The 24991-nt window shown below is 40.1% G+C and carries 21 protein-coding genes and 1 tRNA gene; 4 read left to right on the top strand and 18 right to left on the bottom strand.

Annotated features, from left to right (window positions below):
• Positions 1 to 8 precede the first annotated feature (8 nt).
• The 9 genes from GHI93_RS06340 to GHI93_RS06300 all read right to left on the bottom strand — a co-directional run bounded on the left by GHI93_RS06340 (position 9) and on the right by GHI93_RS06300 (position 10328).
• Positions 9 to 812, bottom strand: a complete 804-nt coding sequence (locus GHI93_RS06340) for an energy-coupling factor transporter transmembrane component T family protein (protein WP_153496222.1) — start codon at positions 810 to 812, stop codon at positions 9 to 11.
• Positions 809 to 1675: an energy-coupling factor ABC transporter ATP-binding protein gene (locus tag GHI93_RS06335; protein WP_153496221.1), complete on the bottom strand. Its 867-nt coding sequence runs from the start codon at positions 1673 to 1675 to the stop codon at positions 809 to 811. The genes GHI93_RS06340 and GHI93_RS06335 overlap by 4 nt, the downstream gene beginning before the upstream one ends.
• Before the next feature lie 88 nt (positions 1676 to 1763).
• The gene (locus GHI93_RS06330; protein WP_153496220.1) at positions 1764 to 2600 is read right to left on the bottom strand and encodes an energy-coupling factor ABC transporter ATP-binding protein; all 837 of its coding nucleotides are present in this window, start codon (positions 2598 to 2600) and stop codon (positions 1764 to 1766) included.
• 74 nt (positions 2601 to 2674) lie between these two features.
• Positions 2675 to 3181, bottom strand: a complete 507-nt coding sequence (locus GHI93_RS06325) for a DUF2325 domain-containing protein (RefSeq protein ID WP_153496219.1) — start codon at positions 3179 to 3181, stop codon at positions 2675 to 2677.
• 104 nt (positions 3182 to 3285) lie between these two features.
• A tRNA-Ser gene (locus tag GHI93_RS06320) sits at positions 3286 to 3373 on the bottom strand.
• 146 nt (positions 3374 to 3519) lie between these two features.
• Positions 3520 to 4119 (bottom strand): anaerobic ribonucleoside-triphosphate reductase activating protein, encoded by a 600-nt coding sequence (gene nrdG, locus GHI93_RS06315; protein ID WP_153496218.1) that lies wholly within the window; start codon positions 4117 to 4119, stop codon positions 3520 to 3522.
• Positions 4116 to 5093 (bottom strand): D-2-hydroxyacid dehydrogenase, encoded by a 978-nt coding sequence (locus GHI93_RS06310; protein ID WP_246177046.1) that lies wholly within the window; start codon positions 5091 to 5093, stop codon positions 4116 to 4118. Before GHI93_RS06310 ends, nrdG begins: the two co-directional genes overlap by 4 nt.
• 47 nt (positions 5094 to 5140) lie before the next feature.
• Complete coding sequence (nrdD, locus tag GHI93_RS06305) at positions 5141 to 7393, bottom strand: anaerobic ribonucleoside-triphosphate reductase (RefSeq protein WP_153496217.1); 2253 nt, start codon at positions 7391 to 7393, stop codon at positions 5141 to 5143.
• Positions 7394 to 7628: 235 nt separating this feature from the next.
• Positions 7629 to 10328 (bottom strand): cation-translocating P-type ATPase, encoded by a 2700-nt coding sequence (locus GHI93_RS06300; protein WP_415579447.1) that lies wholly within the window; start codon positions 10326 to 10328, stop codon positions 7629 to 7631.
• A 333-nt stretch (positions 10329 to 10661) separates the two neighbouring features.
• Between GHI93_RS06300 and GHI93_RS06295 the strand changes: the two genes are divergently transcribed.
• Entirely contained in the window at positions 10662 to 11912 is a 1251-nt protein-coding gene (locus GHI93_RS06295; RefSeq protein WP_153496216.1) for a LysM peptidoglycan-binding domain-containing protein, read from the top strand.
• 243 nt (positions 11913 to 12155) lie between these two features.
• On the opposite strand, the gene GHI93_RS06290 is transcribed toward GHI93_RS06295, so the two are convergent.
• The 6 genes from GHI93_RS06290 to GHI93_RS06270 form a co-directional block, all read right to left on the bottom strand.
• Positions 12156 to 12668, bottom strand: a complete 513-nt coding sequence (locus GHI93_RS06290; protein ID WP_153496215.1) for a cysteine hydrolase family protein — start codon at positions 12666 to 12668, stop codon at positions 12156 to 12158.
• Between the two features lie 93 nt (positions 12669 to 12761).
• Positions 12762 to 13607 (bottom strand): aldo/keto reductase, encoded by an 846-nt coding sequence (locus tag GHI93_RS06285; protein WP_153496214.1) that lies wholly within the window; start codon positions 13605 to 13607, stop codon positions 12762 to 12764.
• A gap of 145 nt (positions 13608 to 13752) precedes the next feature.
• A complete protein-coding gene (locus tag GHI93_RS06280; RefSeq protein WP_153496213.1) occupies positions 13753 to 15525 on the bottom strand; it encodes a L,D-transpeptidase family protein in 1773 nt (590 codons plus the stop codon).
• Positions 15526 to 15702: 177 nt separating this feature from the next.
• Positions 15703 to 17412 (bottom strand): C39 family peptidase, encoded by a 1710-nt coding sequence (locus GHI93_RS06275; RefSeq protein ID WP_153496212.1) that lies wholly within the window; start codon positions 17410 to 17412, stop codon positions 15703 to 15705.
• Between the two features lie 167 nt (positions 17413 to 17579).
• Positions 17580 to 17708 carry a hypothetical protein gene (locus GHI93_RS13170; RefSeq protein ID WP_281347480.1) on the bottom strand — a complete coding sequence of 43 codons (129 nt, stop codon included), beginning with the start codon at positions 17706 to 17708 and terminating at the stop codon, positions 17580 to 17582.
• 136 nt (positions 17709 to 17844) lie between these two features.
• Positions 17845 to 18303, bottom strand: coding sequence for an RpiB/LacA/LacB family sugar-phosphate isomerase (locus GHI93_RS06270; protein WP_153496211.1), 459 nt, complete (start codon positions 18301 to 18303; stop codon positions 17845 to 17847).
• 271 nt (positions 18304 to 18574) lie between these two features.
• Here GHI93_RS06270 and GHI93_RS06265 point away from each other — a divergent pair, with 271 nt between their 5' ends.
• The 3 genes from GHI93_RS06265 to GHI93_RS06260 all read left to right on the top strand — a co-directional run bounded on the left by GHI93_RS06265 (position 18575) and on the right by GHI93_RS06260 (position 20356).
• Complete coding sequence (locus tag GHI93_RS06265) at positions 18575 to 19051, top strand: S-ribosylhomocysteine lyase (protein ID WP_153496210.1); 477 nt, start codon at positions 18575 to 18577, stop codon at positions 19049 to 19051.
• A gap of 72 nt (positions 19052 to 19123) precedes the next feature.
• Positions 19124 to 19279, top strand: coding sequence for a hypothetical protein (locus tag GHI93_RS12830; RefSeq protein WP_170272405.1), 156 nt, complete (start codon positions 19124 to 19126; stop codon positions 19277 to 19279).
• A 60-nt stretch (positions 19280 to 19339) separates the two neighbouring features.
• Positions 19340 to 20356: a Gfo/Idh/MocA family oxidoreductase gene (locus tag GHI93_RS06260; RefSeq protein WP_153496209.1), complete on the top strand. Its 1017-nt coding sequence runs from the start codon at positions 19340 to 19342 to the stop codon at positions 20354 to 20356.
• A 78-nt stretch (positions 20357 to 20434) separates the two neighbouring features.
• Here the strand turns inward: GHI93_RS06260 and GHI93_RS06255 are convergent, their stop codons facing one another.
• The 3 genes from GHI93_RS06255 to GHI93_RS06245 form a co-directional block, all read right to left on the bottom strand.
• The gene (locus tag GHI93_RS06255; RefSeq protein WP_153496208.1) at positions 20435 to 21103 is read right to left on the bottom strand and encodes a DUF697 domain-containing protein; all 669 of its coding nucleotides are present in this window, start codon (positions 21101 to 21103) and stop codon (positions 20435 to 20437) included.
• Positions 21104 to 21357: 254 nt separating this feature from the next.
• Positions 21358 to 23193, bottom strand: a complete 1836-nt coding sequence (locus GHI93_RS06250; protein WP_153496207.1) for an ABC transporter ATP-binding protein — start codon at positions 23191 to 23193, stop codon at positions 21358 to 21360.
• Positions 23190 to 24977: an ABC transporter ATP-binding protein gene (locus GHI93_RS06245; protein WP_153496206.1), complete on the bottom strand. Its 1788-nt coding sequence runs from the start codon at positions 24975 to 24977 to the stop codon at positions 23190 to 23192. Before GHI93_RS06245 ends, GHI93_RS06250 begins: the two co-directional genes overlap by 4 nt.
• Between the last annotated feature and the right edge of the window lie 14 nt (positions 24978 to 24991).

Genomic DNA, 24991 nt, shown 5'->3' with positions numbered 1-24991 from the left:
TTCTCCTCTTATCCACTGATTTTGGACCATAAAATCAAAAGTCCTGCAATAAACACGATACTCACAATTAATCCCGTATCACGTGCCGACCACTTGAGTTGACGATATTTTGTTCGCCCATCTCCACCTTGATAGCCGCGACTTTCCATTGCAATCGCAAGATCATCTGCCCGACGAAAACTGGACACAAACAACGGAATCAAAATAGGAATCACAGATTTGATTTTTTGAACTAAATTTCCCTCACCAAAATCCATCCCGCGCGCTTTTTGCGCATTCATAATCATCGTGGTATCATCCATCAAAGTCGGGATAAAACGTAAAGAAATAGAGAGCATCAGTCCTAACTCATGGACTGGAATTTTCAGTTTTTTCAACGGTGAAAGCCCTGTTTCAATGCCATCTGCCAAAGTCAATGGTGGTGTTGTCAGCGTTAAGATGGTGGACATAAAAATAATCAATACAAATCGAAAGAAAATATACACTGCATTAATCATAGATTCTACGGAAATTTGGAAAATCCAAAAATGAAAAAGTTGGTGCTGACCTGGGGTTAATACCATTTGAAAAATCACTGTAAACAGGATCAAACCAACCATCGGACGTAATCCCTTTAAAAAATAAGAAAGAGAAATTTTAGAAAGTCCAACACCTAAAAAAGTATAAATCAACAAAATCAAATATCCTAGCCAATCATGAGCAAGAAAAATCACCACAATAAAAGCCAGCATGACGAGTAATTTTGAGCGAGGATCCATTTTGTGAATGAGTGAGTTTCCTGGAATATAGCGTCCCATCAACATACTGTTCATTTTACCTCACCTCCATTTTCCTGATGAAGTCGTACTAAATCCTCCACAAGTTCCGCGCGCGTAATCGGAAGTGTGTCAAATTCAATCCCACGTTGTTGCAATGCAACCGCAAATTCCGTTGCTTTAGGGACACCAAGTTCATGTGCTTTCAAAAAATCAACGTTTTGAAACACCGCTTTAGGTCTTCCAGAATCAATCACACGTCCCTTTTCAAGCACATACACAAAATCAGCATAATTGGCGACATCATCCATCAAATGTGTTACAAGAACAACGGTCTGTCCACTCGCATGAATGCCCTCAAATAACGTCATCATCTCAATGCGCGCTTTTGGATCTAATCCTGCTGTTGGCTCATCAAGCACCAGAACTTCTGGATTCATCGCAAGAATCCCAGCAATCGCAACACGACGCATTTGCCCTCCTGAAAGCTCAAACGGAGATTTTTCCCAAAATTCTTCTGCAAGTCCAACAAGTGTCAACTTTTCACGTGCTGTTTTCAGGGCTTCATCTTCCGTCACCCCAAAGTTTTTTGGGCCAAAAGCGACATCTTTTAATACCGTTTCCTCAAAAAGCTGCGCTTCTGGAAATTGAAAAACCACGCCAACTTTCTTTCTTACAGGTTTGATTTCTTTAGCTTTACTGGCATTTGTAATCACAACATCAAAAATCGTGACCGTCCCTTTTGTGGGCTTAACCAAGCCATTGAAATGCTGCATGAGTGTTGACTTCCCAGAACCTGTATGTCCAATCACAGCAGTGTAGGAACCTTTTTGAATTTCCATATCAATATCAAACAACGCACGACTCGCAAACGGTGTATTTTCCTGATAGGTGAAATTTACTTTTTCAAATTTTATCATTTTTTATTTTTTGATGAATTCCTATTCAATAGTTTCGTGCTTAAGCTGCTTTTATAAAAACAGCTTAGCGTTTTAAATGAATCTGTCCTTACACTTTCAACCGTTTGGCTAACTGATCAGCCAACTGTGTCTCGTCCATATAAGCTTTTGGTAAATCAAAACCGTGACGCTCCAAATCTGTCATTAAGTTTGTCGTAAATGGCACATCTAACCCGATTTCGACCATATCTTTGTTAGAAGAAAACAGCACTTCAGGTTCAGCAATTTGAACAATTTTTCCTTCATTCATCACAATGATTCGATCCGAATGTGCGGCTTCGTCAAGATCGTGTGTGATTGAAAGTACAGTTAGTTTAAACTTGTCTTTAATCTCATGAATCACGCGCATCATCTCATCACGTCCCGTAGGATCAAGCATCGACGTACTTTCATCCAAAATAATGATTTCTGGACGCAATGCAATCATTCCTGCAATCGCAACACGTTGTTTTTGTCCGCCAGAAAGGCGCGCAGGCTCTTTTGATTTGAACGCTTGCATGTTGACCGCAAGTAACGCTTCATCAACACGACGTTTCATCTCATCACGCGCAATGCCTTGATTTTCCATTCCAAAAGCCACATCATCCTCAACCGTAGCACCAACAAATTGATTATCTGGATTTTGAAAAACCATACCGATTTTTTTACGCAAGGTCCAAACGTTTTCTTGTGACAAAAGCACATTGTCAATTTTCACCGATCCTGTAAATCCTTCAAGAAGGCCATCAATCAGACGTGCTGTCGTTGATTTTCCAGAACCGTTTTTACCAATAATCGAAACCCATTCCCCGCGCGCAACATAAAAATTCACGCCACTCAATTGCTCGACTTCTTGTGTTTTATCATATTTAAAATGTAAATTTTCAACTTCAAGAATTTTATTCATAAATCTCATTATATCAAATTTTAGAATGTTCTGTCACAAACTTCTTCTTTGTATGCGCTTTAAACTTTTAATTTTCAGCGTTTAAACATTTTTTCAAAATCAATTTCATCTTCTTCAATAAAAACACCCTTCAATTGAGATTTAAGCGCTAGATTTTTCTTGCTACTTTTAGGTTGTATGATTTCTCTTGGCGCAGCTGACACTAACTTTTGCACTTTTTTATTTTTTGATTTTACTTGTTTTTTTTCTTTTATTTTCTCGTTTTTGGAAGTTGAAATCGAAAAATCCTCATTTGGAAACGTCGTTTTTAGCAATTCAATCATTTTTTCTGCACCAAAATTCCGTCCAACCCAAAAAGGTGTCTCACTCGCTTTTGCCGCCTCTTTTGCAAATCGAACCGAATGATGCGCGACATTAAGATTTCTAATCATCACAAAATCCGCTTTTGTGACCAATTGATCGATTTCTTGACGGTGTGGTTTTTTCTTGTCAAATCCTAAAAATTCGCAGTCCACACGTGCTAATGCTTCTCTCAAATCACGCCAGTATCCTGACTCACAAATCACTAAAACCTTGACCATACACCTTTTCTTCTTTCATTTAAATCCAACGTTTAGCTTATTTTCTTGTCAGTACTGACAATATTTTTATAAACAAAAAACGCCCCCAGTGAGCGTTTTTTTAAAGGAGAGAAGGGGATTCGAACCCCCGAAACGCTTTTGACGTTTACACACTTTCCAGGCGTGCTCCTTCGACCACTCGGACATCTCTCCAGTGACAAAATCTTAAATAAAATTGATCCACTCGTTTTTGAGCATTTCTGATGCAATTTCATACGTTTTGAACGTTACAGTCTATTTTATCAAAAAAAAGAAACTTTGTCAGTACTGACAGATTTTTGTTCGGTGAAATTTCTTGTTCAAATGAGTTTTTCTTTATGAATTTGTTCTTGGTAAGTCTCTCCATCATTGAGTTTATCCCAAATGATGACCTGATTTTTTTCAACAGATTTCTTTACATCAATAATGCGCTGATTCGAGGATCCTCGAAATTGTAAAAGTAAATTTTTTTTACTCAGGTCAAATCGACCATCCACTAAAATATCAATAAGAGAAAGCATCTCAAGCTTATCATCCGTCTCTTCTTGTAATTCTTCCCACGTGTAGCCGCTCCAACTCCAAATGTCCTTGTTGGGCAATTCACGGCGAATCCGCTGCAGTAAGGGAATCAAGAATGGCGTGTTCAAAAACGGTTCTCCGCCCAAAAGCGTCAATCCTTGGACGTAAGGTTGGGCAAGATCAGCCATAATCCGTGCTTCAAGCGCATCAGTGTAGGGTGTTCCATATTGGAAATTCCACGTTGCTTGATTATAGCAGCCTTCACAGTGAAAAAGGCAGCCACTCACATAAAGAGAGCAGCGCACCCCTTCACCATCCACAAAATTAAATGGTTTATAATCGGCAATATAATGTTTTGAAAGTTCTTGTGCCTGCCATTCTTTTGGTTTTGGATTGTTCATTTCTTTTTGTATCCTGTTTTCATGTCCACCACATTGTTTAGCGGACGTCCTGTCTCAAAACGCGTGAGATTATCTTGTAAAATCGCAAGAAAACGACGTCTTGTCTCTGCTAATGTAAATCCTCCTGAAGCGTGTGGCGTAAGTAAGAGATTTTTCGTATGCCACGCCCGGTGTCCCTTTGGCAAAGGCTCTGGATCAGTCACATCAAGTCCTGCACCAGCCAATTTTTGAGTGTTCAAAGCATCACATAAGGCCTCTAAATCAACGTTCTCACCTCTACCAACATTAATAAAAATCGCTGAGGATTTCATCAATGAAAATTTAGTCGCATCAAAAAGATGATAGGTCTCCTTTGTCCCTGGCACACTTGAGGCAATCACATCTGCACGTGGTAAGACATGCTCTAGCTCATTTTCATCGTAAACTTCATCCGCGTATGCTTCATCGCCATAAACGACACGTTTTACTGCAATCACATGCGCACCAAGTGCCTTCACTTTTTGTGCAAAATGTCCACCAATATCGCCAAGACCATGGACCAAAACAGTTGCTCCAGCAATGGACTGTAATTCCCCAGCGTTTTTCCAGATTTCTTGTTTTTGTTGATCCATGTACACTGGAAATTTTCTCATCATGCTCAACGTCATCGCTAACATGTGCTCTGAAATCGTCAATCCATAAGTTCCTGAAGCATTTGTCAACACGACATGTTCTGGAAAATTTGCTCCCTGCGTGTAGCCGTTTGTCCCTGCGGAAAAAAGTTGTAACCACCTTAATTGTTTAAATTTTCCAAGAATTTCTGGTGATGGTATCGCAATCAATACTTCCGTTGATTCAAAATCTGATTCCGTCAACGCATCTTGTGATTTGAATGTGACATCATACGTTTCATTTTTTGCTAATAGCGCTGACAACTCCCTTGTAAAGCGTTCTGTCATCCATGTGTTCGTCAAAACGAGCGTCTTAATGGCCATTTTTTCTCCTTACACTTTTGCTTGGCACTGTCGATGAGCTTTACGTCTTATTTTTCTACAAAATACTTAGATTTCGCCTCATCAATCGTTTCAGAATCAAGTATTGTTCCGTTATTTAGGCTTCCCACTGAGCCATTCATGTGTTTTACGCGACTCGTAATTTCAGAGTGACGCCCATGCACCATCGGACGTGCTTGTGGATTTCCAAGATAACCACAGGTCCGTTTAACAACATCACACGTTTTTGGATCTGTATTGCCACATTGTGGACATTTAAATCCGCGTTCAGTTGGAGCAAAATCTCCTTCAAAACCACAGGCATAGCAATGATCAATCGGCGCATTCGTCCCCAAATATCCAATCCGATCATACGCATAATCCCAGACGGCTTCGAGCGCTTTTGGATTTTGCTGAATCATCGGATATTCACAATAGTGGATAAAGCCACCATTGGCATAGACAGGATAGTCTTTTTCAAAATCAAGTTTTTCAAAAGGGGTCGGATTTTTGCGAATGTCGTAGTGAAAACTATTGGTGTAGTAATCTTTTTCAGTAATGTCAGGAATCGAGCCAAATTTTTCCTTGTCCATCCGGCAAAAGCGATCCGTCAAACTCTCAGATGGCGTGCTGTAAACACTGAAATGATAGCCATACTCATCACTCCACATCTCGCAATCTTCGTGCATTTTTTTGACAATATCAAGCGTAAATGCTTTGGCTTCAGGATTTTTTTCCCAGATTGGTCCATAGAAGGTCGTTGCAACCTCATAAAGCCCGATATAGCCCAAAGAAACTGTCGCACGGCCATTTTTATAAAGTTCATCAACAGCTTGATCTTCTGATAACCGTCCAAGTGCACCATTCATAAAGAGAATCGGTGCATTTTTAGGTTGTGCTTCTTTTGTGCGCGCTACACGAAAAACAAGGGCATCTTTAGCGATTGCAATGCGCTCATTAAAAATTTCCCAAAATTTTTCCTTGTCCCCTGCCGCTTCAAGCGCAATACGAGGAAGATTGACCGTTACAACACCAAGATTATTGCGTCCCGCTGTAACATCGTTGCCGTTTTCGTCTTTCCAGCCTTGCAAAAAACTGCGACAACCCATGCTGGCTTTAAAGGATCCCGTAAGTTCAACAATCTTATCATAGCTCAAAATATCAGGATACATGCGCTTTGTGGAACATTCAAGCGCGAGAGTTTTGATGTCATAATTTGGCGTACCGACTTCGAGATTGAGTCCGCGTTTTAAAGTAAAGATGAGTTTTGGAAAAATCGCCGTGCGGTGTTCTTTTCCAAGTCCTTTGATGCGGACGTTCAAGATAGCTTTTTGGATTTCACGCGCATACCAATCTGTACCAAGTCCAAAACCAACCGTAACGAATGGTGTTTGTCCGTTTGAGGTGAAAAGAGTATTAATCTCATATTCAAGGGATTGCATCGCATCATAGATGTCTTTTCTGGTTTTTTCTTGAGCGTAAAGATGGCGTTTTTCATCCCCATCAATCCACTTTTGTGCGTCTTTAAGGTGCTTTTCATAGTTTTTCTTAGCATAAGGAGCAAGCACTTCATCGGCACGGTCAAACGAACACCCGCCATATTGGCTACTTGCGACATTTGCGATAATTTGGCTGGCTTGTGCGGTCGCAGTTTGGATGGATTTTGGACTATCAACTTGAGCATTTCCCAATTTGAAGCCATTTTCAAACATATTTTTGAAATCAATCAAACAACAATTTGACATGGTCGTAAAAGGAGAATAATCGAGATCATGATAATGAATTTCTCCTTTTTGATGAGCATTGGCAACGTGTGGCGGAAGAATCTTTAATCCGATGGCTTTTGATACAGCGCCTGCAGTCAAATCTCGCTGCGTGTTAAAAACATTGCTGTCCTTATTGGCATTTTCATTGACAACCGTACGATCACGATTAATGAGTTTTTCGATTGTAAAATTGATATCTGTGGCTTTTTTACGATCAAAATCACGCATGGTTCGATAACGAACATAGGCTTGTGCCAGCTCCATTTCGCCAGCTTCTAACAATTCGTGCTCCACGATATTTTGAATTTCATAAATTTTTACATTTTCGTGAAATCGATTAAAAATTTCTGAAATGACGCGGTCTGTCACTGATTCGATCCGATCCTTTTGTGCTTCATCCCAGCTGTTGATCTGGTCGGAGGCTTTTTTGAGCGCTTGGAAAATTTTATCTTCGTCAAATCGAACCGAACGTCCATCTCTTTTAATGACGTTCATGATTCTTTCATCCAAATCCAAATTTGCTGTCCATAGTTTCATTTTGCTTCTCCTCCAGTGTGGTGCATCACTTCAATTTTTGATGTCATCGTTCTCTTATTTTATCAAATTTTTTTAGATTTGTACACTATATCTTGTGCATTTTTTTATTTTTTATTTAAAAAGACACAATATATAGTTTTTGTAACGTTTGTAAAATAGAAACAAAAAAAGAAAGAAGAAAGAACAAAAAAACCGCACGATAACTCGAGCGGTTGACTGTCACAAAAATTTATTATTATTTTTTCAGTTGTTGTTGAATGAATTTGACGATTTCTACAATGATCACGACAGAAACTGAGGCGATGAGCACCATAATCCATTGGTACAAATCCAGATGAGAAACATGGAAAATGCGATTTAATCCCGGAATCATGATGACTGCAGCAAGGAGAACAAAAGAAAGGAGGATTGAGAGATTAAATGTTTTAGATTTGAATGCTCCAACTTTAAAAATGGATTGATGAATGGATTTAACATTGAACGCGTGGAAAAGTTGAATTAATCCAAGTGTTGCAAAAGACATGGTCAACGCATCTTGGTGCATCATTTGAGAATTGTCTGCATGAACTGGAAAAGCAAGTGCTAATCCGTAAATGCCTAGCGTTAGTGCAGCTTGTATGATGCCTTGATAAATCGTAGATGAAAGCACACCATTACTAAAGAAACTTGCTTTTTTACCTCGTGGTTTTTCTTGCATACTGCCTGGCTCATTTGGCTCAACACCAAGCGCAATCGCAGGAAAAGTATCTGTTACTAGATTAATCCAAAGCAGCTGTACTGGTAACATCACATCCCATCCCGCTAATGTTGCTATAAAAATCGTCAACACTTCTGCTGTATTTGCTGAGAGCAAGTATTGAATCGTTTTTTGAATGTTGGCAAAAACTTTTCTTCCTTCTTCAATCGCGACGATAATGGTTGCAAAATTATCATCTGCAAGCACCATATCAGAGGCTCCTTTTGAGACTTCTGTTCCTGTGATCCCCATACCAATACCGATATCAGCAGTTTTGAGGGCTGGTGCATCATTAACTCCGTCCCCTGTCATTGCAACGACTTTGTCTTTATTTTGCCAAGCCTTGACGATACGTACTTTGTGTTCTGGAGAAACGCGTGCATAAACCGAGTACTGATCCACTTTGTTTTGGAACTCCTCATCGGACATTTCGTTAAGTTGTGCTCCTGTCAACACGTGACGTTCACTCTCTTTTTCATCAATAATCCCAAGACGTTTAGCAATTGCTTGAGCGGTATCTTGGTGATCACCAGTGATCATGATTGGACGAATTCCAGCTTCTTTTGCCACTCGAACAGCTTCGTAAGCTTCAGGTCGCTCTGGATCGATCATCCCAACAAGACCAGCAAAAATCAAATCATTTTCCAAATTTTCGCTTGTCAGTACTGACGGAATCGCATCGACATACTTATAAGCCATCATCAAAACACGCAGCGCTTCTTGTGCCAACTTGTGATTCTCTGATAAGATCTGTTTTTGATCGTCTTGGGTCAGTGGACTGATCTCGTCAGCGACTATTTTTTTTGTCACGCGCTTTAAAAGCTGATCTGGTGCGCCTTTGACAGCGACAAAATAATTCCCATTTTCGAGTTTGTGAATGGTTGACATGAGCTTTCTGTCACTGTCAAAAGGTAATTCTGCAACGCGCGGATTTTCTGTCAGTACTGACAGAAGTTCAAATCCTTGATCTTGACCAAATTTGACCAATGCCGTTTCTGTTGGGTCCCCAATCAAATCCCCTTCTTGTGAAATTTTTGTATCGTTTGCAAAATTCATCACGCGAAGCGTCATATCTTCTTTTGGCATTTGATCTTTAGCTGAGAAGCTTTGACCGTTACTAAGTACTTTTTCGACGGTCATTTGATTCATGGTCAATGTGCCTGTTTTATCTGAGGCAATAATCTGTGTGGAGCCCAATGTTTCAACGGCAGGAAGCTTACGCACAATAGAATTTCGTTTGGCAAGCACCTGTGTTCCTAAAGCAAGGACAATGGTCACAATCGCAGGAAGTCCTTCTGGAATCGCCGCAACTGCGAGCGCAACAGAAACCATCAATCCTTCCAACACATTTTCTTGGTTGAGGACATCCAAGCGCAAAATATGAACAATAAATGTGACCACTGCAATGGCAAGAATCGCCCATGTCAAGACTTTGGAAAGCCGATTAAGATTGCGTTTAAGCGGAGTTTCAGTCTCATCAGCAGACTCAATCATTTGCGCAATTTTTCCGACCTCTGTTGACATCCCTATGGCAGTCACAATTCCAAGTCCACGGCCGTAAGTGACATTTGCGTTTTGATAAGCCATATTGATCCGATCTCCAATCCCGCTGTCAGCACTGACAGCAGCATTTGCATCTTTTTCAACTGGAACAGACTCCCCTGTTAGCGCCGCTTCCTCAATTTTTAGACTGACCGACTCCAAAAGTCGCAAATCTGCGGGCACTACATCTCCTGCCTCAAGTAAGACAATATCTCCACGAACCAGACCTTTACTATCAATTTCAAGGACATGTCCATCGCGCTTTACACGTGCCGCAGGTGAACTCATATCTCGAAGCGCCTCAATAGCAGCTTCAGCCTTTCCTTCTTGATACACGCCAAAAATCGCATTGATAATCACGACGGACATGATAATGAGCGCATCCGAAAGATCATGTCCCCCACTTGTCACGACGGACAAAATTGCGGCAACAATTAAAATAATGATCATCAAATCCTTAAATTGTTCTAAAAATTTGACGAACAATGATTTTTTCTTTCCAGCGGACAATTCGTTAGGACCATCTTCGAGCTGACGTTTGGTGACTTGTTCTGTGCTCAATCCTTCTTTTGTACTGTCCAGCTCATCCATCGTTTCTGAAAATGACAATTGCTCAAACGCTGTTGTGTCTTGAATCTTTTTGTGTTCTTCTACCAAAAAAATTTCCTCCAATAAATAAGATAATCGGCAATCATGCTAAAAAAAGAGACGTGTAGCACATTGGCCACAAGTCTCGCTGTTTAATATAATACCGAGCTTACGCTGTATTGACGATATTATAAGAAGCTTTTTGCTTCCCGCTACTCCCTTGAGTCCCTCTATTATAACAAATTTCAGTAAAAAATCAACCGATTCTTTTAGATATTTCAAAAGCACTATAAATTATTACAATAATAACTAAAATAACAAACAATAGACATTAATAATTTCTTTTCACTGTGTTAAAATAAAAATATGAATTAACCAGTTTTCGAAAGGAAAAGAACAGTAATGCCACAATCCCGAATCAAGAAAAAAAATCCGCATTTAAAACCAAAAGTGAAAACGTTCCATAGACCCACCACAAAAGTAGCAAGTACTGTTCTTTTAGCTGGCGCCTTAACGACAAGCGCAGAAATCTTATTTGATTTTCAAGCCCCAAAAGTCGCAGCAGCAACAAACACACAAGAAACGTTTATCGAAAATATCGCTGCTGTTGCAAAACCCGTTGCTGACAGTAATGGACTTTATCCTTCTGTCATGATCGCACAGGTCATCCTAGAGAGTGATTGGGGACAAAGTGGACTCTCAAAAGCGCCTTATTACAATCTTTTTGGCATCCAAGGAAGCTATCAAGGTCATAGCGTTTCTTTTTCGACTCAAGAATTTATTGGTGGAAAATTTGTCACAAAAGTAATGCCTTTTCGCGTTTATCCCTCCCATCTCGAAAGCTTAAAAGACAATGCGCGCGTCTTAAAAACGACGAATTTTGGAGCAGGACCTTTTTATCAAAAAGCTTGGCGCACCTTCGCTTCAACTTACGAGCAAGCCACAGCAGCACTCACAGGAACCTATGCGACCTCACCACTCTATGCGCGCTCACTCAATCAACTCATCGCGCAATATCACCTCACACGCTACGATGATTTTTCATCTCAACCTTTACCTACACCGCCCTCATCGCAACAAACAACGACAACTTACACCGTCCGCTCTGGAGATACACTTTGGGCGATTTCACAAAACTATGGCGTTTCAATTGCACAAATCAAAAACTGGAACCACTTGAATTCAGACATGATTTATGTCAACCAAAAACTTGTTTTGACAACTCAACTCACTCCTACAACTCCTGAAACACCACAAGTACAACCTCCTAAAACTCCTGTCCCACAGCCATCAGTGCCACAACAACAAGCAACGATAATCACCGTTGTCAAAGGAAATACCTTGTCTGGATTAGCTCAAAAATATCATACCAGCGTCACTCAAATCAAAACTTGGAATAATCTAAAAAGTGATTTAATTCTCATCGGGCAAAAACTTGTCGTCTCAAAAACAACCAATCAAACCAAAGCACCAAACCAACAGGACTCACAAGCACCTACCCAAACGGCCCAAACAAAAATCTATAAAGTCGTTTCTGGTGATTCTCTCTGGAAACTCTCACAAGAAAATCACGTCAGTATCCAACAAATCAAAGCTTGGAATCACCTCTCGAGCGATCTCATCCTTGTTGGACAATATCTCAGAGTACAATAAAATGAGACATCAAAAAACCACCGCTGCCGTTAAAAGTGCACGAGTGGTTTTTATTTCTGTCAGTACTGACAGAAATAGAACTGCAGACAAACCTAGCGAAATATGCGCTGGGTGCTCTCATCTTTTTTGGAAAAAAGCTGATTTTAAGAAAATGTAGCCCAAAGTGCGAGAAATCCTTCTTTCGATTTCTCATGATTTCCTAATTTCTTCATGATTATTTCTGTCAGTACTGACAGAAATTTTTTATTCATTGATGACTTGAATCTGACATGATTTCATGGTTTCAAGCGCAGCATCATGCTTTTCTTTTGATACACCAGCACAGCAAGCAGCATCAACAATTAGCTTCACTTCTGGGGCGAAAGCCTTGATCAATAACGCATTTGAAACAACGCAAATATCCGTGCAAATTCCCACCAACTCAACTTCATCCACTTGCGCATCTTTGACAAACTGAGCCAGAGCAACAGAACCAAAAGTGTGCTTTTCAAAACACCGCTCAAACCCCAATTGTGCCTCTTTTCTCATCTCCCAACCGTATGTTCCTTTTTGACAATGCAGCACAGAAAGCCACTTTCCTTCTTGTGTCGAAAGATAATCAGAAAAGTGTGTATCCAATGTTGCAAAGCGTTCATTTTTTGGATAAGATTGAATTTTTTGAACCACATTTTCTACGATTGCTTGTGCTTCAGGCGTCCCTAACGTCCCATCAATAAAATCATTTTGAAAATCAATCACAACAAGTATTTTTTTCATTTTTTATCTCCTTTTCGTGTTGTATTTATTATAACATGTTCTCTTTATTGATGTAAAAAAAGCCATGTCAACCGCACAGCTTTTCTCATTTTTTTAAAAATCAACTTCATCTGGATCTTTAGCATAGCCAGCTTTTCCACGTAATCCATCAATAAACGCAATATCTTCAACGCTCAAATTAAAATCGAAAATATCAGCATTCTCCCGAATCCTCTCTGGCGTGACTGATTTAGGAAGTGGAAGGTATCCTTTGTGAAGCGACCAGCGCAACACAACTTGTGCAACAGTTTTATTGTATTGATTTGCGATCGTCTGTAACGCTTCAATTGAAAAAATCTTTCCTGTTCCAAGAGGGCTGTATGCTTCTGTCAAAATATTATGTTTCACATTATAAGAGACAATCTCTCGTTGTTGATCGCTTGGATTGACCATGATTTGATTTACCGCAGGAACAATCTCAGCTGTTTTCAGTAATTTATCTAAATGACGTTTATGAAAATTAGAAACACCAATCGAACGTGCTTTTCCAGCCTTTACAGCAGCTTCCATTGCCTTCCAAACCGCTGCATTTCGTGCTTCATAATTGGGACGAAACGCTTTTGGATTTGGCCAATGAATCAAATAAAGATCGACAGCATCCAAGCCAAGTTTCTCAAGCGATTCGTCTAGTGCTTTTGTCGCATCTTCGGTCGTTCCAACGCCCCAAAGTTTTGTCGTAACAAATAATTGTTCGCGTGCAATTCCAGAATCAGCAATCGCTTGACCCACAGAAGCTTCATTGTGATAAGCAGCGGCAGTATCAATGTGGCGATACCCCGCTTCAAGCGCTGTTTTCACTGCTTGATAAGCTTCATCTCCATCTTTTGATTGCCAAGTCCCAAAGCCAATCTTTGGAATCGTAAGTCCGTTGTTGAGCGTATAAGTGTCAGTTAAAGTCATGGTCTAATCTCCTTTTTAGATGGGCGCAAGCGTGAGGCAAGCGCTATGAAAACGTTATACTATCATTTTATCACTTTATCCGACTTCTCGATAAAAATATCACTTCTGTTTTGTATTTATTTGAAAAACAAATACCATGGACAACTCAAGCCACATGCACTGGCGTACCTACTGGAATTGTATTATAAATCCATCGTGCATCAGGAATACTCAATCGAACGCACCCATGACTTTGAGGTGTTTTTCCAAGTTGAGCAGCTTGCGCTACATTAACTGTACCATTTGGATTGAAGACGACAGAGTGAAACAGGTAAATACCATGATAGAGCCATGACGTGTAAGTTTTTGCAATCGCATACCCGTCTTCATAAAGATTAGCGCCATGTTCTGCTTGTACTGCATAATTTCCAGAAGGTGTCGTCCCCAAAGAAGGATTTGCTGTGCTACAATACATCGTGTACACTACAGTATTTCCAGACTTGATATAAACTCTTTGTTTTGCTTTACTGATTTCAATATTAACATTGCGATACTGATTAAGATTTGGATATGCAGTAAGTTGCGATGGATAATTCCAATAATCCCCTGTCATCGGACGCATTGGATTTGGGATGACTTTACTGACACTCCCATTTGAAGCGACATTATAGTTTTGCCCTTGAATATTCCATGTTCCGTAAGGAAGTACCCAGCTTCCCCCTTCGTGATAATAATACGCTCGTTTTCCATTTGTGTTTGGTTGAGTTGCCGCTTTAGGAACAAGCTGCATTTTCATTGCCTCTAAACGATAGGAAAGTCCTACTGTACCTGAATTTCCCCCATTATTTGCCCAATTGAGCCAACCAAAATTTTGAACTTGCGTTTGATAATAAATATTGAAATATTTGGCAACATCTCCAGTAAGGCTGACTTTTAGCGTTTCTAAACGAAGGCCGCGTCCAACAGTCCCCGCAAGTGCGCCATTCGTCTTTGTCGCCTGCCACCCATAATTTTGTCCTTGCACTTGATAACTCACGCCGCCGCTAAGACCGTACGGAAGATTACTAAGCTGGATTTTTACTGCTTCTGCGCGAAGTCCACGTCCAACAGTTCCCGCAAGTGCGCCATTCATTTTTATGGCTTGCCACCCATAATTTTGTCCTTGCACTTGATAAGAGAGCGTTGGACTATAGAGATAAGAAAGTCCTTGAGGAGATGGGACTTGTGTTCCTTTTTTTACCAACTGCACTTCTAAGGCTTCTATACGAAGAGATTGCCCGATACTCCCAGCATTTTCACCATCTTTAGTCCATGCCATCCAACCATAATTTTGAACATAAACACGATAACAAACACTATAAGTTTGTGCAATTTCACCCGTCAAATTGATGCGTAATGCTTCTAAGCGCAACGCTTTGTTTGTCGTCCCTGCTTCAGCATTATCACTTACTGGACTTTGCCAATCATAATATTGACCTGCTGCACTGTATGAAATCCCACCTGTTAATCCTGTGTGATCTAAATGAAGCGCAAGTTTTACTGCTTCTAAGCGCAAGGCTTTTCCCATTGTACCAGAGAGCGCACCATCAGTTACAGGAGATTGCCATCCTATGCTTTGAACTTGAGCACTGTAAGAAACTTGAGGGGCTTGATCATTCACATTGGAAGAAGGATCAGGCTTTTCAGTGGTGCTAGGGATTGTGTTTGAATTTGAATTTGAAGGATTAGTTTTTGTTGAAGAACTTGTCTGCGTTGTCGTCGCATTCGTAGTGGACGAATTGACAGTTGTACTGTTTGATGCTGTGCTACTACTGGATGGCGTACTCACACTAATTTGAGGACTCGAATTTGTTGTTGTGCTATCTGCGTTGGTACTAAGGGGAAACATTGCACTCAATATAATGATGAGACTTGCAGATAAAAGGATGTTCTTTTTCATTTCATTACCTTTTTAGTAAAGCACTTTAAAATAGTTGATCTCAAAAAGAAATTCTATTTTAAGTCACTTGAGTCTTTCTTTGTTTTATTTTTATAACTTAATTGTAACATAAAATTCATTTTTCACAATTTTTTATGTTACTTTATCCTTTTGTTCGTTTTATTAAAGCGCTAGGATTTACTTATAATAGACAACAGCTGCTGAAGCGCCCATATCTTTGTTTCCTTGCAACCAAGAAAGTCTGCTCCAAACTTCACTCACCGTGTGTTTTCCACTAAAAAGTAAATTGTTCCAAGGATCATGTACTGTAGTGTAGCCATTACTATAGCCCGTCAATGCTACAATATGTCTTTCTCCATAACCTAAATCTATACACACCGTCGCAGGATAACCTTTTTGGAGATAACTTGCGAGTTGACTTGAAGAGCCCATTACCTTATAGGACAATCCCCATTTCTTTGCTGCTGTCGTGAGTGATGACTCATCAGAGCCAGCTGAGCCATCATTAAATAATCCTTTTGAATAAGTGTAATTTGCTACAGTAGGTGGAGTCACAGATGTCCCAAAGCCCGAAATAATCATTGCAATCGACGCTTGACCACATCCTGATTCTCTAAAAGTATATCCTCCATAGTATTTTCCAGACCATCGTGGATCCAACTGACTATAATAAACGAGTGAAAATTGTTTTGTATATTTTTTTGATCCAGCATCATAATATTTTAACGTGCCATTCACGGATTCCCAGCCTGAGGGTTTAGCAATAAAGCTTGTCTTTGTCGATCCAGGTGCTGCTTGACCTTTAGGGACGAGGACGATTTTTACGGATTCCATCCTCAATCCTAATGCTGTTGTTCCTGAATTTTTCCCGTCTGCTGTCCATCCAAGCCAGCCATAGCCTTGAACTTGGGATTGATACCACACATCAAAATATTTATTGAGATCGCCTGTGAGTTTGATATTAAGTGCTTCAACGCGAAGACTTTTGCCCTCTGTTCCTGCCAATTGTCCATTTTGTACAGGAGATTGCCAGCCGATGTTTTGGACGTGAGCTTGATAAGTAATGCCCCCTGAAACCCCTGTTGGCAGATTCGCTACAGAAACACGAAGTGCCTCTAATCGCAATGCTTTTCCTACCGTACCTGAGATGGCACCATTTTTCACTTCAGACTGCCAGCCAATGTTTTGGATATGACTTTGATAAGCAATGGTTGGAAGAAATAAATTTGAAAAAGTGCTAGAATCCGGCGATGCTGGTGCTTTATTTCCTTTTTTGACCAGCTGGATTTCAAGTGCTTCTACTCTCAAACTCATCCCACTTGTTCCTGAGATTGCCCCATCACTCGTCCAATTCATCCAGCCAATATTTTGAGCATAAGTCCGATAATAAATCGAATAAGTACTCGCAAGCGTTCCTGTCAACCGAATTTTGATGGCTTCTACGCGTAAACTTTTACCGACAGTTCCACTGATTGCTCCATCTGAAACCTCCGATTGCCAGCCGATATTTTGAACATAAGTACTGTATGAAATCCCACCTGTTAAGCCATCTGGAAGGTGACTGAGATTAATTTTGATGGCTTCCATTCGCAAACTTTTTCCACTCGTTCCTGAAAGTGCACCATTTTTTGATACGGAATCCCAACCAATGTTTTGGATTTGAGTGCTGTATTCAACATCAGGGACTGCTGTCGGATCACTCACGGTCACAAGCGCTGTTTTCACAAGTTTTTCGTTTGTGAAAGTAAGCGTATAGCTTCCTGCTTTTGTCGGATCTACTGTCCCAGAAACGTGCAGATGACTCAGTGCTAAAGCTGCGCCATTTTGATCTGTCGCAGAAACAAAAGCTTGTACGTTTGAAAACGAGTCTCCTACATTAATCTTCACGTTTTTTACGACCAGCGTTGATGCATCTTTGAGCGCAGTAGTCGATGTGGAAGGTGTGCTTTGATTTTGGGAGGACGAGGAAGGGACTTGAGTTGTACTCTTTTGAGAACTCGTCGCACTGGAATTTTTAGTGTCTGTGGGTTGCGCACTCGAAAGACTAGAAGAGACTAGTCCACTAGATGATTGATTGATTGATTGATTGATTGATTGATTGATTGATTAGTGTCTGCGTGTCCCACGACATTTGCACCAAGCAGCGTCAATGCTAAAACTGAGAACGAAATGATCTTTTTCATAAAACTCCTTTATTTTTTCACAATTGTAATAATTATACTCCTTTTTTCTTGTTAATTCAATGGAATACGCATTTGAGGATAAAAAACAACACGAATCACTGATTCGCGTTATTTTTAGTGTTTTTATTTTATTTAATTAATCAAATTTTACTAAATGTTTTTCTGAGATGGCTTTTACTTTTTCGACGCGGCGGATGTATTTTTCTTCTGCAAGAAAATCTGTGGTCATCCATGTTTCTACGATATCGAGTGCAAGTGCTGAACCGATAATTTTGCCTCCTAAGCACAAAACATTACTGTCTGTATGTTGTCTTGCTAATTTTGCACAAAATGAGTCTTGGCAAACGACTGCATCAATCCCGTAAATTCGATTGGCAATCAAGGCTGAACCGTAGCCAACACCATCCACAAAAATCCCTCGAACATTTTCTTGACTTACTTTTAAAGCTGCTGGATAAACAAAATCTGACAAATCAACTGCTGTGGTATCAAATGGTCCCATATCCTCCACTTCGTGTCCCATGTTTTCTAACAAGACTTTAATTTCTGCTTTCAACGCAACACCAGCATGATCACTGGCCATAATGATTTTCATTTTACTTTTTATCTCCATTCAATGTCATGTGCTATTTTGAGATCAATTTTGTGTGATCTCTTCATGAATATATCCTTTATTATACCACAATTTAAACACGATGGTTTTTAAAGGATGACTTTTCTTTTGAGATCTGATCATTAGTTTTGGTGATAAAATCTATTTTTTTTACTTCATTTTTAGGGATATACTATTTATTAAAAAACGCTTAAAATCTTTGATATTATTGAATTTATGAAGTATAATGAAACAAAAGAATGGAGAAAAAATTATGGCAGAAGTAGAATCATTTCAATTGGATCACACGAAAGTTTTAGCGCCTTATGTGCGTTTGATTGGGGCAGAAAAAGGACCGCATGGCGATGTCATTACGAATTTTGATGTGCGGTTTGTACAACCCAATGCAAATGTGATTGGGATGGCCGCACTACATACGATTGAACACAGTATGGCAAGTTTGATTCGGGATCGGATTGATGGAATGATTGATTTTTCACCTTTTGGTTGTCAAACAGGATTTCACATGATCATGTGGGGAGAACATTCTCCTGAAACCATTGCAAAGGTAATCAAGTCTTCTCTTGAAGAAATTGCGTCTGATCAGTTTGGATGGGACCAAGTGCCTGGTGTTGCAGAAAAAGAGTGTGGCAATTATCGCAATCATAGTGTTTTTGGTGCAAAAGAATGGGCGAACAAGATTTTGAATGAAGGCATTTCAACAGATCCTTATGAGAGAAAAGTTATCTAATCTTCCACACATCAGTCTATCACGTGTCTCATACCCTGTTAAAATGAGTATTTGATGAAAAGAAAGTAAGAAATGGGAAAATATCAACTTGACCCGAAAGGGCAACAAATCGAACAAAAATTTCATGAAAAAAATTCTACCGATGGTGGAAAAGGAATCAATACAAAAAATGCCACGCAGGCTAAAATTGCTGAATTGAGAAAAAAAATGGCGCAAAAAAAAAGATAAGCACTTGATGATGCTTTATAAAATCAGGGGCTTTGAGTTTTAAATGAAAAGGGAAATAATATGAAAGAAATGAATATTGCTTATGTTGGATTTGGGAAATCAACCAATCGTTATCATATTCCTTATGTGAAAACACGGGATCACATGAAAATCAAAAGGGTCGTCAATAGAAGCTTGGGGAAACGTCCGAAAGAGCAAGCGGCGCTTGAGGCGACAGGAACAGTATTTTCAACAGCACTATCTGATATTATCACTGATGATTCAATTGATCTTGTGGTTGTCGTTACGCCTGCTTTTGCTCATTATGACACGGTCAAACAGCTTTTGATGGGAGGGAAAAATGTGCTTTGTGACAAACCGTTAGTTGAGACGGCGCAGGAAGCAAAAACATTGATTGACCTTGCCAATGAAAAAGGGCTGTTCTTTATGCCTTTTCAAAATCGGCGATTTGATAGTGATTTTTTGACCGTAAAAAAGGTAATTGAAGCAGGTTATCTTGGTGATTTGATTGATATTACGGTAAATATGGATCATTTCAGAGCAAATGATGCAACGTCTGGTCAGCCATTTGATGGGGCATGGTACGGTCATGGGGTTCATTTAGTGGATCAGATGATTTCCTTGTTTGGAAAACCAAGTTCTGTTTCGTATGACATTCGTTCAGTGCGTCAAGAAGATGCTGTTGATGATTATTTTAATGTAAATCTCATGTATCCAAAATTACGTGCAACGGTTGCGGCTACTGAAGTTGCAGCACTTCCTCATCCCAAATGGATTGTGTATGGCACACGCGGTACATTTGTGAAAGCTACTGTAGATCAGCAAGAAAATGATTTGAAAGTTGGCATCATGCCTGGCACTGAAGGCTTTGGATGTGATACACCAGATGATTTTGGAACAGTGACGTATTATAATGGAAACGGTGATCGGATTGAAAAGCGAATCCCATCGGTTACTGGTGATTATGCGCGGGTTTATGATGCTGTTTATGAGACCATCATGAATGGACGTGAAAAACTCGTCACTGATGAACAAATTTTAGCAGTGATTGAGACGCTTGAACATGGATTTCATTAAAAAGATGCTGTCAGTACTGACAGCATTTAAAATGTGACGATTTTCTATCTCAAAATAACTCTGTCAGTACTGACAGGGTTATTTTTTTGTGAGTTTGATCATGGAAAGGGCTGTTTTGACTTGGGCACTGACTTTTTTTCCATTGCCTAAAACATCTTCGCCTTTGTTAAGCATATTGACTGTGATCCAGCCGAGTGCTTCTGTCGTTAGAACAGATACTGTAACGTTTGCAATACTTCCTGCTGCCGTTCCAAAAAAGGGGATGAATTTCATTAAATTTCCTGGGATTTCTCGAATGAACGTCAGTAAAAATGTTTCTTTTGCAATACTCCACGCCATGCCTTCTGTCCAACTGGCACCAAAAAGTTTATGGAGCCGTCCCATCATCACGACTTGAATCGGCACTAACATCGCAGAATCTGTCAATGGAATCGGAGAAAGCGTGACAATGGCAGCCATCAAAGTGGCAGAATGAATGACCTCATGACATTTTTTTCGCTGCTTTTCATCCACATTTTCAAGAAGCGGATCAAAAGAATGATCAAATTGGGTTGCGATTGTCGCAAGTTGTTTTTCAGCTTGGACTTTCAAGGTTCCAAAAGAATTTTTCAAAAGCTGTGCTGATTTTTGAGGCATTCTATCTGTTACCTCAGAAAAAAATGTGTCAAAATGATCGTTTTGTTCTTGACGTTCGTGGTTTTCTTTCGTTTTTAAATGAATGCCTTTATTTTTATTTCGATGAAACATGCTGCCTCCTTTGTATGATCTGATTTACCTTCATTATATCATAGGTCGCTTTATTTCGAAAAAAAGTGATTTTTCATTTATATTTTATGATTCTTTTTGACATTCATGTCGTCGTGAGTGCTTCTCAAATCCAAAGACGCGTGAAAAAACTTTTGTCCCTTTTGTGATTCCACAGCGAAGCGCTCTGGTAGCAAAGAAATACAGCAGCTCACGTACATTTAGTGAAATAAAAATCTGTCAGTACTGACAGATTTTTATTGCTCAAACTGTGAATGATAAAGTGCCGCGTACATGCCGTCTTTTTTGAGCAGACTTTCATGATTTCCTTTTTCAACAATATTGCCATGATCCATGACGATAATTTGATTGGCCTCTCGAATCGTGGAGAGCCGATGTGCCACAACAAAACTCGTCCGTCCGTAAAGGAGGCGATGCATTGCACTTTGAATCAAGCGCTCTGTTCTCGTATCCACAGAACTGGTCGCCTCATCCAAAATCAAAATTTCCGGATTTGAAAGAAATGCACGCGCAATCGTTAATAATTGCCGTTGTCCTTGTGAAATATTCGATGCTTCCTCATTCAAAACAGTCTCATATCCTTGCGCAAGCGTTTGAATAAATTCATCTGCATAGGCCATTTTTGAGGCTGCGATGACTTCTTCATCACTTGCATCCAATTTTCCATAGCGCAGATTATCCAAAATCGATCCACTAAAAAGCCATGTTTCTTGCAGTACCATCGCCATGCGCTGACGCAAAACCTCACGCGATTCTCCTTTAATATCTTGGCCTTTAAGATAAATCACACCTGCCGTGGGATCATAAAATCGCTCTAAAAGATTGATGAGTGTTGTTTTTCCAGCACCTGTTGGACCAACAATCGCAACCATTTCACCTGCTTTGACGTGCATCGAAAAATTAACCATCAACGGATGCTTTTCATCATAACTAAAATCCACTTGATCAAAATAAACCAAGCTGTCAGTACTGACAGAAGGTGCTACTGGCAGATTTTCCATTTCTTTTTCATCCAACACTTCAAAAATCCGCTCACAAGAAGCCACTGTCGCTTGAATTGTATTGAGCATGTTTGAAATATTTGTAATGGGCTGAGAAAATTGATTCGTGTATTGCAGCATTGCTTGGACATCCCCTAAATTGATTGTCCCTGAAACCACCTTTATTCCACCAATCACAGCCATCGCAAGATAATCCAGATTGTTAATAAATCGCATCGTCGGATAAATCAATGTTGACACCACTTGTGCTTTCCACGCCGCTTGATAAAAAGCCTCGTTTTGTTTTTCAAACCGAATCATCATCTCATCTTCATGGTTAAATGTTTTGATAATCGTGTGCCCAGCATAGTTTTCCTCGACTTGATTATTTAAAAGTCCGAGATGTCTTTGTTGTGCCGCAAAAAAACGTTGTGAAAGTGGAGCAACAATGCGCACTGTCACAAATGCTAGCGGTACCGTCACAAATGCCACAAGTGCAAGCTGCCAGCTGATTGTCAGCATAAAATAAATCGTCCCAACAAACTGCAACACCGACGTCACAAGTTGAATCAATGTTTGATTGAGTGTGCCTGAAATATTATCCATATCATTAATCATCCGACTCATGATATCTCCATTATGATGCGTGTCATAATAAGCAATCGGTAATTTTCTCATTTTATCTTTAAATTCACGACGAAGTGCAAAAACCGTGCGCTGTGAAATTCGTGTCATAATACTTTGTTGAATCACGCCAGAAATAAAACTGATCAGATAAATCACCATCACCACTGTAAGAATTGAGGCGACTTTAGTCATGTCAATGTGCACTGCTGTCTGATTTCTGTCAGCGCTGACAACACCATTAAACACCACTGTTGTCGCATTTCCAAGGATTTTTGGTGCTTGAACGGATAAAATCACAGAAAGCGCTGCAATCAGCATGGAAATAATGACTCCCCAAAGATCGCGTCGCATGTATTTAAAAAGTCGGATAATTGTCGGCCAAAAATTTTGAGCACGCGAGGCTTTTTTCCCCCATCGTGCTGCATTTCCCCCGCGATTGAGATAATTTCCACCATTTCTCATCATAAGCTTGGTCCTCCTTTAGAAAATTCAGCGTGTGCCACACCCATCTTTTCCAAATCTTGATCAGAGAGCTGTGAGCGCATGATTTCTTGATACTGTGGACAAGTTTTTGCTAGCATTTGATGCGTGCCATAACCAACGCAGCGTCCATTTTCAAGCACCAAGATCTGATCTGCGGACATGACAGTTGCAATGCGCTGTGCAACAATGATTTTGATGGCTTCTTGATGCCGGTTTGATGTATTTATGGCATGACGAAGTTTTGCATCCGTCGCAAAATCAAGTGCTGAAAAACTATCATCAAAAAGATAGAGCTTGGCGGGTTTGATTAACGTCCGTGCAATCGCTAAACGCTGACGCTGTCCCCCCGAAAAATTAGCCCCATTTTGCTCAACTTCAAGCGCTAAACCACCTTGTTCACGAACAAAATCATCTGCTTGTGCCAACGAAAGTGCCTCCCACATTTCCTCATCCGAAGCATCTGGTTTACCAAAATACAAATTTGAACGGACCGTTCCTGAAAATAGCACTGCTTTTTGCTGCGTCATTGATACGTCCTGATGAAGGGTATGCTGTGAAAGCTGACGAATATCTGTCCCAGATAAGAAAATTCCCCCATGAGTCACATCCATCAATCGCGCAATCAAACTGATGAGCGTCGATTTTCCTGATCCTGTCCCCCCAATAATTGCAAGAGTTTGACCTGATTTCACCTCAAAAGACAAGTCTGAGAGTGCCTCACGCTTTGCTTCGTCAAATTTAAACGCCACTTGATCAAAGGTCAATGTCACGTGTCCTTCTTGCGAAGACGAAAGCGGTTTTGTTTCAATTTTTGGGTCCAACACCACATCTTTACGCTCTAAAACTTCGCGCACGCGCATCGCAGACACTTGTGCCCGTGGAACCATGACTGCAACGGCTGATAACTGCATAAAACTCATCAAAATTTGGGTTGCATACGTCAAAAAAGCAACCAAATTTCCCATCGGCATCGCATTTTTTCCAATCAACTCTGCTCCAAACCAAACGATAGCAACATTACTAAAAGATAAAATCACCGTCATGATTGGCATCAGCATCGCAACAGTAGTCAATACCACACGCGTGGTGTGTGTCAAATCTCGATTGGCTTGATCAAATTTTTCAACTTCAAAATCATCTCGATTGAACGCACGAATCACGCGCACTCCCGTTAATCCTTGTTGAAAAACTAAATTAATCTTATCTACTAACCCTTGCATGGCACGAAAACGTGGCATCGCAATCATCATATTAGTGACCACCGCAAGCGTCAAAAGTGGTAAGCTGACCGCAAAAACAAGCATTAAATCGTGACTCAATTGAAACGCCATCACAATGGATCCAATCAACATCATTGGCGCCATCAGCATCATGCGCAGCATCGTTTGAAACACATTTTGCAGCTGAGTCACGTCGTTTGTTGTCCGCGTGATAAGCGTAGAATCCCCAAATTCGTGAAACGCAGCATTATCCATGAACATGATTTTTTTAAACACATCTTGGCGCAATTTTCGCCCAAGCAATTGAGATTGCTTTGAAGCATAATAAACATTGATCAGTGCTGACAACCAACTCAATAGTGCCACCACAAGCATCACTGCACCTTTTTGCCAAATGTAGGGCAAATCGTGCTTTCCAATGCCTTGATTGATGAGCGCTGCTGTGATCGTCGGGAGCGCCAGATTGGTTATCACCTGAATCACCAGAAAAAGCAAAGCCAAAAAAACCGGCCATGCTTGTAAATATCGTCTGCCAATCGTTAACATTTTTTCCTTCTATT

The sequence above is a fragment of the Lactococcus hircilactis genome (genome assembly GCF_009601015.1).
GTDB classification, from domain to species: domain Bacteria; phylum Bacillota; class Bacilli; order Lactobacillales; family Streptococcaceae; genus Lactococcus; species Lactococcus hircilactis.
Note: the sequence above shows the minus strand (reverse complement) of the source record. Positions and strands in the feature narration are given on the sequence as shown.